This window comes from Pseudomonas zeae, assembly GCF_014268485.2.
In the GTDB taxonomy this organism is placed as follows: domain Bacteria; phylum Pseudomonadota; class Gammaproteobacteria; order Pseudomonadales; family Pseudomonadaceae; genus Aquipseudomonas; species Aquipseudomonas neuropathica.
The window spans coordinates 6,246,190-6,262,319 of sequence record NZ_CP077090.1; the positions used below are offsets into that span (position 1 = coordinate 6,246,190).

Annotated in this window: 15 protein-coding genes; 10 read left to right on the forward strand and 5 right to left on the reverse strand. The window is 59.5% G+C overall.

Translation table 11 applies throughout. The annotated features are described in order from the left end of the window. The first annotated feature begins 23 nt into the window (after positions 1–23). The 9 genes from HU754_RS27565 to HU754_RS27605 all read left to right on the forward strand — a co-directional run bounded on the left by HU754_RS27565 (position 24) and on the right by HU754_RS27605 (position 10,266). Positions 24–1,706 (forward strand): flavin monoamine oxidase family protein, encoded by a 1,683-nt coding sequence (locus HU754_RS27565; RefSeq protein WP_093429957.1) that lies wholly within the window; start codon positions 24–26, stop codon positions 1,704–1,706. A 12-nt stretch (positions 1,707–1,718) separates the two neighbouring features. Then, on the forward strand, positions 1,719–2,513 hold the full coding sequence (locus tag HU754_RS27570; RefSeq protein ID WP_093429956.1) for a carbon-nitrogen hydrolase family protein: 795 nt from the start codon (positions 1,719–1,721) through the stop codon (positions 2,511–2,513). Positions 2,514–2,551: 38 nt separating this feature from the next. Further along, positions 2,552–4,966: a pyrroloquinoline quinone biosynthesis protein PqqF gene (gene pqqF / locus HU754_RS27575; protein WP_186619938.1), complete on the forward strand. Its 2,415-nt coding sequence runs from the start codon at positions 2,552–2,554 to the stop codon at positions 4,964–4,966. A gap of 156 nt (positions 4,967–5,122) precedes the next feature. Continuing rightward, entirely contained in the window at positions 5,123–5,197 is a 75-nt protein-coding gene (gene pqqA, locus HU754_RS27580) for a pyrroloquinoline quinone precursor peptide PqqA (protein WP_003422658.1), read from the forward strand. Positions 5,198–5,278: 81 nt separating this feature from the next. Further along, the gene (pqqB, locus tag HU754_RS27585) at positions 5,279–6,190 is read left to right on the forward strand and encodes a pyrroloquinoline quinone biosynthesis protein PqqB (protein WP_108225161.1); all 912 of its coding nucleotides are present in this window, start codon (positions 5,279–5,281) and stop codon (positions 6,188–6,190) included. 142 nt (positions 6,191–6,332) lie between these two features. Beyond that, positions 6,333–7,085, forward strand: a complete 753-nt coding sequence (gene pqqC, locus HU754_RS27590) for a pyrroloquinoline-quinone synthase PqqC (RefSeq protein ID WP_186619940.1) — start codon at positions 6,333–6,335, stop codon at positions 7,083–7,085. Further along, entirely contained in the window at positions 7,082–7,357 is a 276-nt protein-coding gene (pqqD, locus tag HU754_RS27595) for a pyrroloquinoline quinone biosynthesis peptide chaperone PqqD (protein ID WP_007910068.1), read from the forward strand. The genes pqqC and pqqD overlap by 4 nt, the downstream gene beginning before the upstream one ends. Further along, on the forward strand, positions 7,350–8,489 hold the full coding sequence (gene pqqE / locus HU754_RS27600; protein ID WP_016983158.1) for a pyrroloquinoline quinone biosynthesis protein PqqE: 1,140 nt from the start codon (positions 7,350–7,352) through the stop codon (positions 8,487–8,489). The genes pqqD and pqqE overlap by 8 nt, the downstream gene beginning before the upstream one ends. Beyond that, on the forward strand, positions 8,455–10,266 hold the full coding sequence (locus HU754_RS27605) for a S9 family peptidase (protein WP_186619942.1): 1,812 nt from the start codon (positions 8,455–8,457) through the stop codon (positions 10,264–10,266). Before pqqE ends, HU754_RS27605 begins: the two co-directional genes overlap by 35 nt. Before the next feature lie 133 nt (positions 10,267–10,399). Here HU754_RS27605 and HU754_RS27610 read toward each other — a convergent pair whose 3' ends face one another. From HU754_RS27610 to HU754_RS27625, 4 genes are all read right to left on the reverse strand, one after another. After that, entirely contained in the window at positions 10,400–10,558 is a 159-nt protein-coding gene (locus HU754_RS27610) for a YqaE/Pmp3 family membrane protein (protein ID WP_003228885.1), read from the reverse strand. A gap of 109 nt (positions 10,559–10,667) precedes the next feature. Next, positions 10,668–10,988 carry a helix-turn-helix domain-containing protein gene (locus HU754_RS27615; protein WP_186619944.1) on the reverse strand — a complete coding sequence of 107 codons (321 nt, stop codon included), beginning with the start codon at positions 10,986–10,988 and terminating at the stop codon, positions 10,668–10,670. Continuing rightward, positions 10,981–11,337: a type II toxin-antitoxin system RelE/ParE family toxin gene (locus HU754_RS27620; protein WP_186619946.1), complete on the reverse strand. Its 357-nt coding sequence runs from the start codon at positions 11,335–11,337 to the stop codon at positions 10,981–10,983. The genes HU754_RS27615 and HU754_RS27620 overlap by 8 nt, the downstream gene beginning before the upstream one ends. A gap of 252 nt (positions 11,338–11,589) precedes the next feature. Next, on the reverse strand, positions 11,590–12,873 hold the full coding sequence (locus tag HU754_RS27625; RefSeq protein WP_186619947.1) for an aspartate aminotransferase family protein: 1,284 nt from the start codon (positions 12,871–12,873) through the stop codon (positions 11,590–11,592). A gap of 169 nt (positions 12,874–13,042) precedes the next feature. Between HU754_RS27625 and HU754_RS27630 the strand changes: the two genes are divergently transcribed. Continuing rightward, positions 13,043–13,957, forward strand: coding sequence for a LysR family transcriptional regulator (locus HU754_RS27630; RefSeq protein WP_186619948.1), 915 nt, complete (start codon positions 13,043–13,045; stop codon positions 13,955–13,957). Positions 13,958–14,184: 227 nt separating this feature from the next. Here HU754_RS27630 and HU754_RS27635 read toward each other — a convergent pair whose 3' ends face one another. Next, on the reverse strand, positions 14,185–15,963 hold the full coding sequence (locus HU754_RS27635) for an acyl-CoA dehydrogenase C-terminal domain-containing protein (RefSeq protein ID WP_093429949.1): 1,779 nt from the start codon (positions 15,961–15,963) through the stop codon (positions 14,185–14,187). Positions 15,964–16,130: the final 167 nt, after the last annotated feature.

Below are 16,130 nucleotides of genomic sequence, written 5' to 3' on the forward strand. Positions count from 1 at the left end.
TCGGGTCGCCAGCAAGGTCAGCCATGAACAAGAACAATCGCCATCCTGCAGACGGTAAGAAACCAGTCACCATTTTCGGCCCGGACTTTCCGTTCGCGTTCGACGATTGGATCGAACATCCGGCCGGTCTCGGCACTATTCCTGAACATCATCATGGCGCTGAAGTGGCGATCGTCGGCGCTGGCATCGCCGGCCTGGTAGCGGCTTACGAGCTGATGAAGCTCGGCCTGAAACCGGTGGTCTACGAGGCTTCGAAGCTCGGCGGGCGTCTGCGCTCGCAAGCGTTCAACGGCACTGACGGCATCGTCGCAGAACTGGGCGGCATGCGCTTCCCGGTGTCCTCCACCGCGTTCTATCACTACGTCGACAAGCTCGGCCTGGAAACCAAACCTTTCCCGAACCCGCTGACGCCGGCCTCCGGCAGCACCGTGATCGACCTGGAAGGCAAAACCCATTACGCACAAAAACTGGCGGATCTTCCTGCACTGTTTCAGGAAGTGGCTGACGCCTGGGCGGACGCACTGGAAGCCGGCTCGCAGTTCGCCGATATCCAGCAAGCCATCCGCGATCGCGATGTGCCACGCCTGAAAGAACTTTGGAATACCCTGGTGCCGCTGTGGGACGACCGAACGTTCTACGACTTCGTCGCCACCTCCGAAGCCTTCGCCAAACTGTCGTTCCATCACCGCGAAGTGTTCGGGCAGGTCGGTTTCGGCACCGGCGGCTGGGATTCCGACTTCCCCAACTCGATGCTGGAAATCTTCCGCGTGGTGATGACCAACTGCGACGATCACCAGCACCTGGTGGTCGGTGGCGTCGAGCAAGTCCCACAAGGCATCTGGCGGCATGTGCCGGAGCGTTGCGTGCACTGGCCGGAAGGCACCAGCCTGAAATCCCTGCACCGTGGTGCGCCACGCTCGGGGGTGAAGAAAATCGCTCACGCGCCCGATGGCCGTTTCGCGGTCACCGACAATAATGGCGACACTCGCGAATACACCGCTGTGCTGACCACTTGCCAGAGCTGGCTGCTGACCACCCAGATCGAATGCGACGAAACCCTGTTCTCGCAGAAGATGTGGATGGCCCTCGACCGCACCCGTTATATGCAATCGTCGAAGACTTTCGTGATGGTCGACCGGCCATTCTGGAAAGACAAAGACCCGGAAACCGGCCGCGACCTGATGAGCATGACCCTCACCGATCGCCTGACCCGTGGCACTTATCTGTTCGACAACGGCGACGACAAACCGGGGGTGATCTGCCTGTCGTACTCGTGGATGAGCGACGCCTTGAAGATGCTTCCGCACCCAGTGGAAAAACGCGTTGAGCTGGCGTTGAATGCGTTGAAAAAGATTTATCCGAAAGTCGACATCGCCGCGCGCATCATCGGCGATCCGATCACCGTGTCGTGGGAAGCCGATCCGTACTTTCTCGGTGCGTTCAAGGGCGCCCTGCCCGGCCACTATCGCTACAACCAGCGCATGTACGCGCACTTCATGCAGGACGAGATGCCCGCCGAGCAGCGCGGGATTTTCATCGCTGGCGACGATGTGTCGTGGACACCGGCGTGGGTGGAAGGCGCAGTGCAGACATCGCTCAACGCGGTGTGGGGGATCATGAAGCATTTCGGCGGTTCGACACATAAAGCGAACCCGGGCCCGGGTGATGTGTTCAAAGACATCGGCCCTATCGCCCTGCCCGAGTAAGAGGAATCCCTGATGCGTGTAGCCCTTTACCAATGTCCACCGCTGCCCCTGGACCCCGCCGCCAACCTGCAACGCCTGCATCAAGTGGCGATGGAGGCCAAAGGCGCCGATCTGCTGGTGCTGCCGGAGATGTTCATGACCGGCTACAACATTGGCGCCGAAGCGGTCGGCACCCTGGCCGAGGTCTACAACGGGGAATGGGCGCAACAGATCGGCCGCATTGCCAAGTCGGCCGGTTTGGCGATTCTCTACGGTTACCCCGAGCGCACGGCGGACGGGCAGATCTACAACGCCGTGCAGTTGATAGACGCCAACGGTGAGCGCCTGTGCAATTACCGCAAGACGCACCTGTTCGGTGACCTTGATCGCTCGATGTTCAGCCCCGGTGAAGGCGATTTTCCGGTGGTTGAACTGAACGGCTGGAAACTCGGTTTCCTGATCTGCTACGACCTGGAATTCCCGGAAAACGCCCGACGCCTGGCCCTCGACGGCGCCGAGCTGATTCTGGTGCCGACGGCGAACATGATTCCGTTCGATTTTATCGCCGATGTCTCCGTACGCGCCCGCGCCTTCGAAAACCAATGCTACGTGGCCTACGCCAACTACTGCGGCCATGAAGGCGATATCCATTATTGCGGGCAAAGCAGCATCGCCGCGCCTGACGGCAGCCGTATTGCTCAGGCCGGTCTGGACGAAGCGTTGATCGTCGGCGAACTGGATCGGCAGTTGATGGTCGATTCCCGCGCGGCCAATCGCTACCTCAGCGACCGCCGCCCGGAGCTTTACGGCGCGCTGAACAAGCGCTAATCCGCTAGCATGGGCACTTCACTGTTCTGGAAGTGCCCATGCCTGCGCCGACTCACCCCCGCCCCCACACCGAAACCCTGGCCAACGGCTTGCGCGTGACCCTGCGTCATGTGCCAGGCCTCAAGCGCAGTGCCGCTGCCCTGCGGGTGGCTGCCGGTAGTCATGACGCGCCATTGGCGTGGCCCGGGCTGGCGCATTTCCTCGAGCATTTGCTGTTTCTCGGCACTGAGCGTTTTCCGGCGGACGAAGGGTTGATGGCCTACGTGCAGCGCCACGGTGGCAAAGTGAATGCTAGCACTGGCGAACGCACCACTGACTTTTTCTTTGAGCTGCCGACGCGCTCGTTCAGCGAGGGGTTGGAGCGTCTGTCAGACATGCTCGCCAAGCCGCGTATGAATCTGGACGATCAGCTGCGGGAACGAGAAGTGTTGCAGGCGGAATTTGTCGCCTGGTCGCAAGATCCTGCGGCTCAGCAGCAGTTTGCGTTGTATGAGGGTTTACCGGCAGAGCATCCGTTGCGCGGATTTCATGCGGGGAATCGGGATAGCCTGAAAGTCGAATTGCCAGCGTTTCAACAAGCGTTGAAGGATTTCCACCAGCAGTTCTATCGCACCGGACAAATGAGCTTGAGCCTGGTGGGGCCGCAGAGCCTTGAAGAGCTGCGCGCACTGGCCGAGCAGTTCGCAGCGGCTTTACCGGCTGGGGATAAAATTGTGCAGGCTGCGCCCCTGCAACTGGCGGTGAAAAGTTATCAACAGGCCGCTGAGCGACGCGCCAATCTGCTGTTTGCGTTCGATGATTTGCCGGAGTCTTCCGCCGAGGCAATGGCATTCCTCTGCCACTGGCTGAACAGTGCCAAGCCCGGTGGGTTGCTGGCGCATCTGCAGGAGCAGAATCTGGCGGATGATCTGAAAGCCGCACCACTGTACTGCTTTGCCGGGCAAGCCTTGCTGCATCTGGCATTCATCGCACCAGCCGAATCGATGAACGTCATTAGCGAACGCGCAAAGGATTGGCTGAGCTTCTTCGCGCAACAGGATTGGACGCCGCTGCGGGCGGAATACATGGCCCTGGTTCAGCGCCAGCAACAAGTCAGCGGTGCGCTGCAACTGGCACGAGTCGACAGCGAGCGACAAGAGAGTGGGCTGTCCGACAGCGGCATCAGCGCCCTCAAACACCTGCTCCGTGAAATCGGTGTTGTGGATAACTTCAGCGCCCACTGGCGATTACCTGCTGCCAATCCATTTCTGCGCGCCAGCGAACCGCTCGCCAATGCGGGCCTGATTCGCGGCCAGACCAGCGCCCACCGTGGCCTTCGTACATTTGCTCAGGATCGCTCGCGCGGCCGTCGCGAACGCTCGCCGATGCAGTTCAGCCAGGTCTTGCCGGACAGCGGCGATGAAGGCGCGATTTATCTGCGTTGGCAGGTTGAGTCTGCCGCCAGCCCTGATCTGCAATCGAGATTGCAACGCAGTCTCCGGCAAACTCAGCAAGACGCGCGCGAGGCTGGAGTCGAGTTGTCTTTCAGCACCACAGGGCATCAATGGTTGCTCAAGCTCAACGGCCTGCAGGAGCCAATGCCCAGCGTCCTGGAGCATGCGCTGAAATGTCTGACGCAAGTTGACGCCGATTCGTTGCGTAGTGAGGCGGAAACGCCGCTGATCCCCATTCGCCAGTTGCTGAAAGCGCTGCCGGAACAGGCGCTGGAATCAGCTAAAACCAGCGACGACGCCCCACAGCTGTGGACAACTTCGCATTGGGACGGCCTCGCGCTGGGACTGAGCCAACAGACCCAGTCCGCCATGGGCCTGGCCCTGAGCCGGGTTCCCGGCATCCCGGACAACCATCTGGCAGCGCCGGCGGCAATCACCGCGCAAAAACACTGGCGCCATGTCGATACCGCCTCCAGCGAACACGCCGTGCTGTTGTTCTGCCCCGCCGCCAGCCGCGACATCGTCGAGGACGCCGCGTGGCGACTGTTGGCGCAGGTGTGCCAGACGCCGTTCTACCAGCGCCTGCGCGTCGAATTGCAATTGGGCTACGCGGTGTTCAGTGCGCTTCGCCAGATGAATGGCCAAACCGCCCTGCTGTTCGGCGTGCAATCTCCGAGCGCCAGACCTGCGGAGTTGCTCGAGCACATTCAACAGTTCCTCAAAGGTATGCCCGCGCTGATCGAACAACTTGATGAGGTCAGCCTCAACCAGCGGCGGCAAAACCTCGCGGATCAATTCGACGACGCCAATCTATCCAGCAAAGATGCTGCCGAGTTGCTCTGGCAGGCCAGACTCGCAGGCCACTCGTCGGATCATCTTGGGCAATTACTCGCCGCCATTGGCCAACTCGATCGCCAGGCGTTGTTTAACGCAGCGCAGCGCTTGATCAACGCCGAAGGCGGCTGGCTCTGTCTCGCCAGCGCCCCCGCACCCGGTAACCCATGGCAAACGACAAATTGATCATTACCGAGGCTGCAAGGAGCTTTCTCGAATATTCACGGGCAAACCCGGTGAAATTTTGAGTAACATAGCCGCCTAACTATTTGGAACATCTTTGCGCTGCCGTGGACTATACCTATGGACAGCGCTATCCCACCCACCCTGAAGGAGACACCCATGTCCTGGACAAAACCTGCTTACACCGACCTGCGTATCGGCTTCGAAGTCACCATGTACTTCGCCAGCCGCTGAGTTCTGCTTACGTAGAATTGCAGTGCAACGCCTCGGCTCGCCGGGGCGTTTTATTTTCCGCGTAGAAATGATGGAGCGTTCATGTTCGTCCAGATTCTGGGTTCGGCCGCCGGTGGCGGTTTTCCGCAGTGGAACTGCAACTGCGTCAACTGCGCAGGTTTTCGCGACGGCAGCCTGAATGCCAAGGCCCGCACCCAATCGTCCATCGCGATTTCCGATGACGGCGTGAACTGGGTGTTGTGCAACGCCTCGCCGGACATCCGCGCACAGTTGCAAAGCTTCGCCCCGATGCAACCGGGCCGCGCCCTGCGTGACACCGGCATCAGCGCGATCATCCTGATGGACAGCCAGATCGACCACACCACCGGCCTGCTCAGCCTGCGCGAAGGCTGCCCGCATCAGGTCTGGTGCACGGACATGGTTCACGAAGACCTCAGCACCGGTTTTCCGCTGTTCAAGATGCTCACCCATTGGAACGGCGGGCTGGACTGGAACCGCATCGAACTCGACCAGAGTTTCACCGTGGCAGCGTGCCCGAACCTGCGTTTCACCCCGCTGCCCCTGCGCAGCGCGGCGCCGCCGTACTCGCCGCATCGCTTTGATCCGCACCCGGGGGACAACATCGGTTTGATCGTTGAAGACCTGAACACCGGCGGCAAATTGTTCTACGCGCCGGGCCTGGGCAAGGTCGATGCGCCGTTGCTGGAGATCATGGCGGGCAGCGATTGCCTGTTGGTCGACGGCACGATGTGGGATGACGATGAAATGCAGCGCCGTGGCGTCGGCACCCGCACCGGTCGTGAGATGGGCCATCTGGCACAGAACGGGCCTGGCGGCATGCTCGAAGTGCTGGAGCAGTTGCCTGAGCAGCGCAAAGTACTTATCCACATCAACAACACCAACCCGATTCTCGACGAAGATTCGCCGGAGCGTGCCGAGTTGGCCCGGCGTAATGTAGAAGTGGCGTTCGATGGCATGAGTATTGTGTTGTAAGCCGTAGATACCGATGCGCGGCCCTTCGCGAGCAGGCTCGCTCCCACATTTGGAATGCGATCAACCTGTGGGAGCGAGCCTGCTCGCGAAGCGGCCAGTGCAAACAGAAAAGATTTCTAGGGTTGTTCCCCGGAGAACAAACATGACTGACACGCCAATGTCCCCCACCGAATTCGAAGCCGCCCTGCGCGCCAAAGGCGCCTACTACCACATCTACCACCCGTATCACGTGGCGATGTACCAAGGCCGCGCCACCCGCGAACAGATTCAGGGCTGGGTCGCCAACCGCTTCTACTATCAGGTGAACATCCCCCTGAAAGACGCGGCGATCCTCGCCAATTGCCCCGACCGGGAAATCCGCCGCGAGTGGATTCAACGCCTGCTCGATCACGACGGTGCCCCCGGTGAAGACGGCGGCATCGAAGCCTGGCTGCGACTCGGTCAAGCGGTCGGTCTCGACCCGGATCAACTGCGCTCCCAGGAACTGGTGCTGCCCGGCGTGCGTTTCGCCGTCGATGCCTACGTCAACTTCGCCCGCAGGGCCAGTTGGCAGGAAGCCGCCAGCAGCTCGCTGACTGAACTGTTCGCACCGCAGATCCACCAGTCGCGTCTCGACAGCTGGCCGCAGCATTACCCGTGGATCGACCCGGCCGGTTACGAATATTTCCGCACCCGCCTCGGTCAGGCCCGGCGTGATGTCGAGCATGGTCTGGCGATCACGCTTGAGCACTACAAGACCCGCGAAGGCCAGGAACGCATGCTGGAAATTCTCCAGTTCAAACTCGACATTCTTTGGAGCATGCTCGATGCCATGAGCATGGCCTACGAACTGAACCGCCCGCCGTATCACAGCGTCACCGAACAACGCGTCTGGCATAAAGGAATCACCTTATGAGTTTCGACCGCAGCAAAGTCCCGACCTGGCGTCCCGGCTACCGCTTCCAGTACGAGCCGGCGCAGAAAGGTCACGTGCTGCTCTACCCCGAAGGCATGATCAAACTCAACGACAGCGCCGCGCTGATCGGCGGCTTGATCGACGGCGAACGCGACGTTGCGGCGATTATTGCCAAACTCGATGAGCAGTTCCCCGGCGTGCCCGAGCTCGGTGACGACATCGAGCAATTCATGGAGGTTGCCCGTGCGCAGCACTGGATCGAACTTGCCTGATCTGCCGCCCAAGCCTGAAGTCGGCCTGCCGCTGTGGCTGCTCGCCGAGCTGACCTACCGCTGCCCGCTGCAATGCCCGTACTGCTCCAATCCGCTGGATTTCGCCGAGCAGGGCAAAGAGCTGAGCACCGAACAGTGGATCAAGGTGTTCCGCGAAGCGCGGGAGATGGGTGCGGCGCAACTGGGCTTTTCCGGCGGCGAGCCGCTGGTGCGTCAGGATCTCGCCGAGCTGATTCATGAAGCGCGGCAGTTGGGTTTCTACACCAACCTGATCACCTCCGGCATCGGCCTGACCGAGCAGAAAATCAGCGACTTCAAAAAGGCTGGCCTTGATCACATCCAGATCAGTTTCCAGGCCAGCGACGAGCAAGTGAACAACCTGCTCGCCGGCTCGAAAAAGGCCTTCGCGCAAAAGCTGGAAATGGCCCGCGCAGTGAAGGCCCACGGCTATCCGATGGTGCTGAACTTCGTCACCCACCGGCACAACATCGACAAGATCGACCGCATCATCGAGCTGTGCATTGCGCTCGAAGCGGATTTTGTCGAACTCGCCACCTGCCAGTTTTACGGTTGGGCACAGCTCAATCGTGTCGGTCTGTTGCCGACCAAAGAGCAACTGGTCCGTGCCGAGCGCATCACCAACGAATACCGCGCGAAGCTGGAAGCCGAAGGGCATCCGTGCAAGCTGATTTTCGTCACCCCGGATTACTACGAAGAACGCCCGAAGGCCTGCATGAACGGCTGGGGCAGTATTTTTCTGACGGTCACCCCGGACGGCACCGCCTTGCCCTGCCATGGTGCCCGACAGCTGCCGGTGCAATTTCCCAATGTGCGCGATCACAGCATGCAGCACATCTGGTACGACTCGTTCGGCTTCAACCGCTTCCGTGGTTACGACTGGATGCCCGAGCCGTGCCGTTCGTGCGACGAGAAAGAAAAAGACTTCGGCGGCTGCCGCTGTCAGGCGTTCATGCTCACCGGTGATGCGAGTAATGCCGACCCGGTGTGCAGCAAGTCCGAACATCACGGCGTGATTCTCAAGGCCCGCGAAGAAGCCGAGACTGCCACTCAAACCATCGAACAACTGGCCTTCCGCAATGAACGAAACTCGCGCCTCATCGCCAAAGGCTGAGCCTTTCAGCGCCTCGCAAGCCGTCGCTGCCGGGATGGACTTTGCCGAACTGCAGCTCGGTGCCAACGGGCTGTTCTGGAATGAATATCGTCCTGAAGATGCCGCCTGCCGGATCTGGCATTGGCGCGATGGATTGGCGAAATGTCTGACGCCGAATGGTTTTAGCGTGCGCAGTCGCGTGTACGAATATGGCGGCGGTGCGTTTGGTCTGACACCCGATGGGGTGGTTTTCGTTGCTGAGGCGGATCAGCAGTTGTATCGCCAAAACCTCGATGGCGAGCCTGAAGCATTGACGTCGGGCGAGTGCCGTTATGGCGATCTGCATTTTGCTTTCGGCCAGGTGCTGGCGGTCGAAGAACAGCAAGATCAGCATCGGCTCGTCGCCATTGATCTGGCTGACGGAACGCGGCATTTATTGGCTGAAGGCGCGGATTTTTATGCGGCGCCAATCCTTAGTGTGGATGGCCAGCGTTTGGCCTGGATCGAGTGGAGTCGGCCGCATCAGCCGTGGACGTCGACCCGGTTGATGGTGGCTGAGCGTTCGACTGACGGTGCATTTAGTTCGCCGCAATGCATTGCCGGCACCGAGGTTGAAGAGTCCATTCAGCAACCGCGATTCGATGCCGACAATCGCCTTTATTGCCTGACCGATCGTGGTGGATTCTGGCAGCCGTGGGCTGAGACTTCCGACGGTTTGGAGCGATTACCTGCTGCGCAAGCCGATCACGCGCCAGCACCGTGGCAACTGGGCGGCTGCACTTGGTTGCCTGTTGAAAATTCGGTTTTAGCCAGTTGGAGTGAAGGCGGTTTCGGCCGTCTGACATTAGGCGATGACGACTTCACCGGCGACTACAGTCGCTTCCGTCATCTCGCTTTTGATGCACAATTTATTTACTGCATTGCAGCTTCGCCGATCAGTCCTTCTGCGGTCATCGCCATTGATCGGGCGACGCGCAAAGTGAACGTGCTGGCCGGCGGCGTGGCGCCTTTACCCGCAGAGCGCATCAGCCGTCCGCAAACCCTGTGCTACCCAAGCGGTTCGGGCGAAGCGCATGGGTTCTTTTATCCGGCCATGAGCGGCGAGACAAACCCGCCGCTGGTGGTGTTCATCCACGGCGGCCCGACATCGGCCTGCTACCCGATGCTCGACCCGCGCATTCAATACTGGACGCAACGCGGCTTCGCCGTGGCCGATCTCAACTATCGCGGCAGCAGTGGTTATGGCCGCGAATATCGGCAGGCCTTGCATCTGAGCTGGGGTGAGGTGGATGTCGAGGATGCTTGTGCGGTGGTGAGTCATCTCGCCGGCCAGGGTTTGATCGACGGTGATCGCGCATTCATTCGTGGCGGCAGCGCAGGTGGCTACACCACGTTATGTGCGCTGGCGTTCAAGCAAGTCTTCCGCGCTGGAGCGAGTTTGTACGGCGTCAGCGATCCGGTTGCATTAGCTCGAGCTACGCACAAATTTGAAGGTGATTATCTGGACTGGCTGATTGGCGATCCCGAGCAAGACGCCGAACGCTACGCTGCCCGCACGCCGTTGTTGCACGCAAACAACATCCGCGTACCGGTGATTTTCTTTCAGGGTGAACTGGACGCCGTGGTCGTGCCACAACAGACCCGCGACATGGTCACGGCGCTGGAGCAGAACGACATCCCCGTCGAAGCGCATTACTACCCCGACGAACGCCACGGCTTCCGCCGCGCGGCCAATCAGGCGCATGCGCTGGAGCAGGAGTGGAAGTTCTATCGGCGGGTGATGGGATTGGCGGACTGATCACCGCGCCCCGTTCAAAACCGAGTTGCCCCATTCGCGAGCAGGCTCGCTCCCACATTGGATCTGTGTTGTTCACAAATCCCCTGTGGGAGCGAGCCTGCTCGCGAAAGCTATCTATCAGGCGCAGCAATACTCAACGCTTGGCGATGATGTACACCGCATGCACGATCCCCGGAATATACCCGCACAACGTCAGCAGAATGTTCAACCAGAACGCCCCGCCAAACCCGACCTGCAGAAACACACCCAGTGGCGGCAACAGAATGGCGATGATGATGCGAATGAAGTCCATGGGTCAGCTCCTGAATGGGGGTTGGCTCACATGAGCCATACAAGCTAATCGACCTGCGCCGTTCGTCAGGGTTCAGTGCTAATCACGGTGTCGGTATCAAACTGCTAGCTCAGCCAAGAATTTGCAGTCCGTGCTTCTGCACGATGCTCAGTAACTTCAGCGCCATTCCGCTGGGGTGTTTGTCTCCCGACTCCCATTGTTTGACTGTCGACGCGCTCGTGTTCAAGTAGCGAGCGAATACCGGCTGGCTAACATTATTGCGCTCACGCAGAGCCTTGATCTGTTCCGCCGGGATCGCTTCAGGAACCGTTGCCAGACACGACTCATCAAACTCCCGCATTGTTGCCTTGCTGATTGCGCCGACAGCCAGTAGAGCGCTGGCTGATTCGTGTATCGATTCAAAAACTTCACTTTTGAATTTCTTACTCATGAAATATCTCCACAAACTCCTTCATTGCCAACAAATCCCGGATCTGCTCCTCGGTCAGTTGAGCATAGGCTTTGGCTAACTTTCGTAAATCCTTCAATTCAGATGTTGTGATGTTGCTCTGATCTTTCTTGGCGAACAGCACTTGATAGATCCAGTAACGCCCGCCCTTAGCCAAAACAATCGAACGATGACGGTTGGCGTTCAACCGCTTCTTCCAGACGCCACCACCAAGATTGTCAGCCTGACCTTCAAGCATCTCGCAAAACGCTTCCCGGAGCTCCGCGTCGCTGATCCAAGCCTTGCCGGCTCGTATCGCAAAACCCTTGGTTTTGAACAGCCTGAATGACATCGGTATCCCTTCCAAAAAACATACCACCCAGTGGTATAGATTGCCAAGCCATCCGTCTCGAAAATATCGATCGGTCTGCCCCCGCATTCCCTGCAGGGACTTTCTAAAAAACCATTCGCACGACGAACTCTCAAGCACTAAACGCCATCTGCAAAACCCGGCCACAAAAAAACGCCCCACGCCAAAAGAATCAGGCGTGGGGCGTGCGTTATACCGCGAGACGGTTCTGGAAATCGGGTAGGAAAGTTCAGCTCAGACGGCAATCCCTTTACGGCATTGCAGTTGCGCGGTGCGCACTCGCGAGAACGCGCGGCCCAGGCGCAGGAGCATTTCGTCGATGTTGGTTTTGCTGACGGTAAGGGCCGGGGTGAAGCGCAAACAGTTGGCTTGCGGGGCGTTGAGCAGCAGGCCTTCGTGCAGGGCTGCATGGACCACAGCATCGGCGGAATCGTCCGACAGGGTCAGACCATAGAACAGGCCTTGGCCGCGCAATTCGCCGTTGTCGTAGCGGTGCGCCAATCGGGCCAGGCCTTCGCGCAGATGCTGGCCATTATCGTTGACCTGCTGCAGGAAGCTGCAGTCGTACACGCTGTCGAGCACCACGAGACCAGCCGCTGTCATCAGCGCATTGCCGTGATGCGTGCCGCCCAGTTCACCCGCGTCGAAACAACACGCCTTGCCTCGCGCCAGCAGCGCCGCCAAGGGCACACCGCCGCCAAGGCCTTTGCCGAGCACGACGATATCGGCGCGTACGCCATAGGACTGTTCGGCAAGCAAGGTGCCACAGCGACCGATGCCGGTTTGCACTTCATCGAGAATCAGCAGAATGCCCAGCTCTCGGCACAGACGTTCAACACCTTTTAGATAATGCCCGGTCGCCGGCACCACCCCCGCATCGCTCTGGATCGGTTCAAGCATGATCGCCACGGTTTGCGCATCGACCGCGGCGTGCAGCGCGGGCAAGTCGTTGAACGGCACCAGATCGAAACCCGGCAGCAACGGCGCGAAACGGTTGTGCAGGTTGCAGCTGTCGGAGGCAGAAATCGTCGCCAGACTGCGGCCATGGCAACCCTGCTTCGCAACAATGATTCGCGAGGCGCCGCCACGACGCAGTTGGCCCCACTTGCGCGCGAGTTTGATCGCCGCTTCACAGGCTTCGCTGCCGCTGTTGAGTAGATAGGCCTGATCGCTACCGGTGCTGGCGCACAGACGTTCGGCGAGGCTGAGCATGCCGCGATTGTGCAGATTGAAGCCAGGATTGATCAGTGCCTGCGCCTGACTGCTGATGGCTTTGACCAATGCCGAAGGACTGTGACCAAGGCTGTTGGCGCCACCGGCCTGGGAAAAGTCGAGGTACGCACGATCGTTGCTGTCCCACAACCAGGAACCCTGACCACGAACGAACACCTGTTGCGGCCGTTCGACGCTGGGCATCAGGCGTTCGGTGCTCAGATTTTCGTTGATATCAGAAGGATCAGCCTCAAAGGCGAGGTCATCAAGACTCGGCGTCTGGCGCCGCAAACTGAACAGATTCATTGAAAAACACCGCGTTTAAGGTGTTTTGAACTGCCTATGCAAACACTGTCGAAGCGAACGCTATTCATCGCGCTTTCTGGCCCTGTAAGCCTTGTGAATGCGGTTAGACTAGGCTCACTGAGGCCTGCGGGCCATTTCGATTTACCAGCATTTTCGATAAGCATTACTTATGGATTTCAAACAACTGCGTTATTTCGTCGCGGTCTACGAAGAAGGCCATGTCGGTCGCGCCGCCGAACGCCTGTCGATCTCGCAACCGGCACTGTCGCAGCAGATCCGCCAGCTCGAACAGAACCTCGACGTTACCCTGTTCGAGCGCAGCAGCAAGCGTCTGCTGCCAACCCTCGCCGCGCACACGTTGTACAACCACGCCTTGCCGCTGCTCGACGGATTGCAGCGGGCGCGTGAGGCGTTGGGCAACTTCAAGGGCCAGGCTTTGCGCACACTGGCAATTGGCGTGCTGCAAACGGTTCACACCAGTCTCGTTCCGCAAATGCTTGAGCGGGTGCGCAAGGCACAGCCACATCTGGTGGTGCAGATCTATGAATTGACCGGACTTGAGATCGAGCGGCGGCTGCTCAACGGCTCTTTGGACATCGGCATCAGTTACCTGCCGCCGCGCCAACCCGGCCTGCACGGCGTGATGCTCTACGAAGATGAGCTGACGCTGGTCATCCCGGCGGATCATCCGCTGCGTGAATTCAAGAAAGTTTCGATGCGCCAGGCGGCTGAACTGCCGATGTTGCTGCTGGGCGAAGAGTTTCAGATCCGCCAGATCTGGCAGGCGCAACTGAGCAACCTCGGACGACGCCCGCAGGTGCAGGCCGAACTGAACAATATGGTGGGGATACTCGACAGTCTGCCGCACACCAAACTGGCGACGGTGCTGCCGGGGCGTTCGCAGAAGGAATACGACGATCAGGATCTGCTCTGGAAACCGTTGAGCGAACCGCGCGTGCCGCTGAAAGTTGGGTTGGTCTGTCGCGATGTGCAGCGCCAGCAGGCACCTTTGGCGCTATTGCAGACATTGCTGGAGGAAGTGATGGAGCGTGAAGTGCGGCCAGAGAGAGATCCTCTGGTCTGAGCACTTTTCTTCAGGCAAAAGAAAACCCCGCCGAAGCGGGGCTTTGCAGACTGTTTCCCTGACATCCATTTCACTCCGCCACCCTGGCAGAATCCTACGTGTCCGTGTTGTTGCTTTGCGCTTCCTGCGCGACGTCCATGAAATGTAGATTAGCCGTGGATCCAATCTACGCATATGGGAGAACAGCAGCACGTCATGTAAGAGAATGCTTACATGACGTCATCGCGTCAGAATTGCGCCGCATCCAGCAGGAATAGCGACTCGCTACCGGCCTTCACCGACGCACTCAACGAGTGGATACGCGGCAGCAAACGGGCGAAGTAGAAGCGCGCGGTGCCCAGTTTGCTGGCATAGAAATCGTCTTGCGCTTCTTTGCCCAGCGAAGCTTTGGCCATCAATGCCCACATGTAGGCGTACGCTGTGTATCCGAATGCTTGCAAATATTCGACCGAAGCCGCGCCGATTTCGTTCGGATTGGTTTTCGCCCGGTCCAGCAGCCACGAGGTCAGCTCGTCGAGAGTGTCGACGGCATCGTTCAGCGGCTTGGTGAATTCACCCAGATCGGCGCTGGCCGTCGCGGTGAAATGGCGGATCTCGTCAGCGAACAGCTTGTAGAAAGCGCCACCGCTGCCGACGATCTTGCGCCCGACCAGGTCCAGCGCCTGAATGCCGTTGGTGCCTTCATAGATCTGGGTGATGCGCACGTCACGTACCAGTTGCTCCTGACCCCACTCGCGGATGTAGCCGTGGCCGCCGAAAATCTGCTGGCCGTGCACGGTGGTTTCCAGACCCAGGTCGGTGAGGAATGCCTTGGCCACCGGCGTCAGCAACGCGACCAGATCTTCCGCACGTTTGCGGGTGGTGGCGTCTTCGCTGAACTTGGCGGTGTCGAGCTGCATCGCTACGTAGGTGGAGAACGCACGGCCGCCCTCGTTCGAGGCTTTCATGGTCAGCAACATGCGCCGCACGTCCGGATGGACGATGATCGGGTCAGCGACTTTTTCTTTGTTCTGCGCGCCAGTCGGCGAACGGCTTTGCAGACGGTCGCGGGCGTATTCGACGGCGTTCTGATAGGAGCGCTCGCCGGTGGCCAGACCTTGGATGCCGACGCCCAAACGCTCGTAGTTCATCATGGTGAACATCGCGGCCAGACCTTTGTTCGGCTCACCGACCAGATAGCCCACGGCTTCATCGAAGTTCATCACACAGGTCGCGGACGCCTGGATGCCCATTTTGTGTTCGATCGAACCGCAGTTCGCCGGGTTGCGCGCGCCGAGGCTGCCGTCGGCGTTGACCATGAACTTCGGCACGAGGAACAGCGAGATGCCCTTAGGACCGGCCGGGGCGTCCGGCAGCTTGGCCAGCACCAGGTGAATGATGTTTTCGGTGAGGTCGTGTTCGCCTCCAGTGATGAAGATCTTGGTGCCGCTGACTTTGTAGGAGCCGTCGGCCTGAGGCTCGGCCTTGGTACGAATAATCCCCAGGTCGGTGCCGGCGTGCGGCTCGGTCAGGCACATCGAGCCGGCCCAGACGCCAGCGTACATGTTCGGCAGGTATGCGGCTTTCAGCTCTTCGCTGGCGTGAGCGTTGATCGACAGGCAGGCACCGGCGGTCAGCATCGGGTACAGACCGAACGACAGGCTGGCGGAGTTGACCATTTCTTCGACTTGCGCCGACACGGCTTTGGGCATGCCCATGCCGCCGTATTGCGGATCGCCACCGACGCCAACCCAGCCGCCTTCAGCGTACGTCTGATAAGCCTGTGGGAAACCGGCCGGCGTGGTGACGGCACCGTCCTTCCAGTGGCAGCCTTCTTCGTCGGCAGCGCGGCTCAGAGGTGCGATGCTTTTGCTGGTGACTTTGCCGGCCTCTTCGAGAATGGCTTCAACGGTTTCGGCGTCGACGGTCTCGGCCAAGGCCGGCAGTTCGGCCCATAGTTTGGCGACTTCGAACACTTCATTGAGGACGAAGCGCATATCGCGCAGCGGCGCTTTGTAGTCAGCCATGGCAAACCTCGCAAGATCTAAACAGGTGATTCGTGGAATGTTGTTTTCTGAGCCCGAGTGTACCTCAACAACTTTTGCGACACATAGGGTCAACCGGTGACCGATTTGTTATTTTTAGTCACCGCAAAAAAGATCGCAGCCTGCGGCAGCTCCTACAGATAAAACTC